General features: G+C 60.9%; 1 protein-coding gene. It reads right to left on the reverse strand.

Annotated features, from left to right (window positions below):
- A partial coding sequence (locus ACOZK4_RS27185; RefSeq protein WP_421594740.1) for an EF-Tu/IF-2/RF-3 family GTPase occupies positions 1-645 on the reverse strand: 645 nt, incomplete at its 5' end.

Here is a 645-nt window from a genome sequence, read left to right on the forward strand (position 1 = left end):
TTACTCGACGATCGAGGCGACGATGCCGGCGCCGACGGTACGGCCGCCTTCGCGGATCGCGAAGCGCAGCTTTTCTTCCATCGCGATCGGAACGATCAGCTCAACGGCAACCGTGACGTTGTCGCCCGGCATGACCATTTCCGTGCCTTCCGGAAGCGAAACAATACCGGTAACGTCCGTCGTGCGGAAGTAGAACTGCGGACGGTAGTTCGTGAAGAACGGCGTATGACGGCCGCCTTCTTCCTTCGTCAGGATGTAGGCTTCAGCCATGAACTTCTTGTGCGGCTTGACCGAACCCGGCTTGCACAGGATCTGACCACGCTCGACGCCATCACGGTTCACACCGCGGACGAGTGCACCGATGTTGTCGCCGGCCTGACCCTGGTCGAGCAGCTTGCGGAACATTTCAACGCCGGTAACCGTCGTCTTCGACGTCGGGCGGATGCCGACGATTTCGACTTCTTCACCAACCTTGACGATACCGCGCTCGACGCGGCCCGTCACAACCGTACCACGGCCCGAGATCGAGAACACGTCTTCGATCGGCATCAGGAACGGCTGGTCGATCGGACGCTCAGGCGTCGGGATGTAGGCGTCGACAGCGGCCATCAGCTCGCGGATCGCGTCTTCACCGATCTTCTTGTC

The sequence above is a fragment of the Shinella sp. M27 genome (genome assembly GCF_049199905.1).
GTDB lineage: Bacteria > Pseudomonadota > Alphaproteobacteria > Rhizobiales > Rhizobiaceae > Shinella.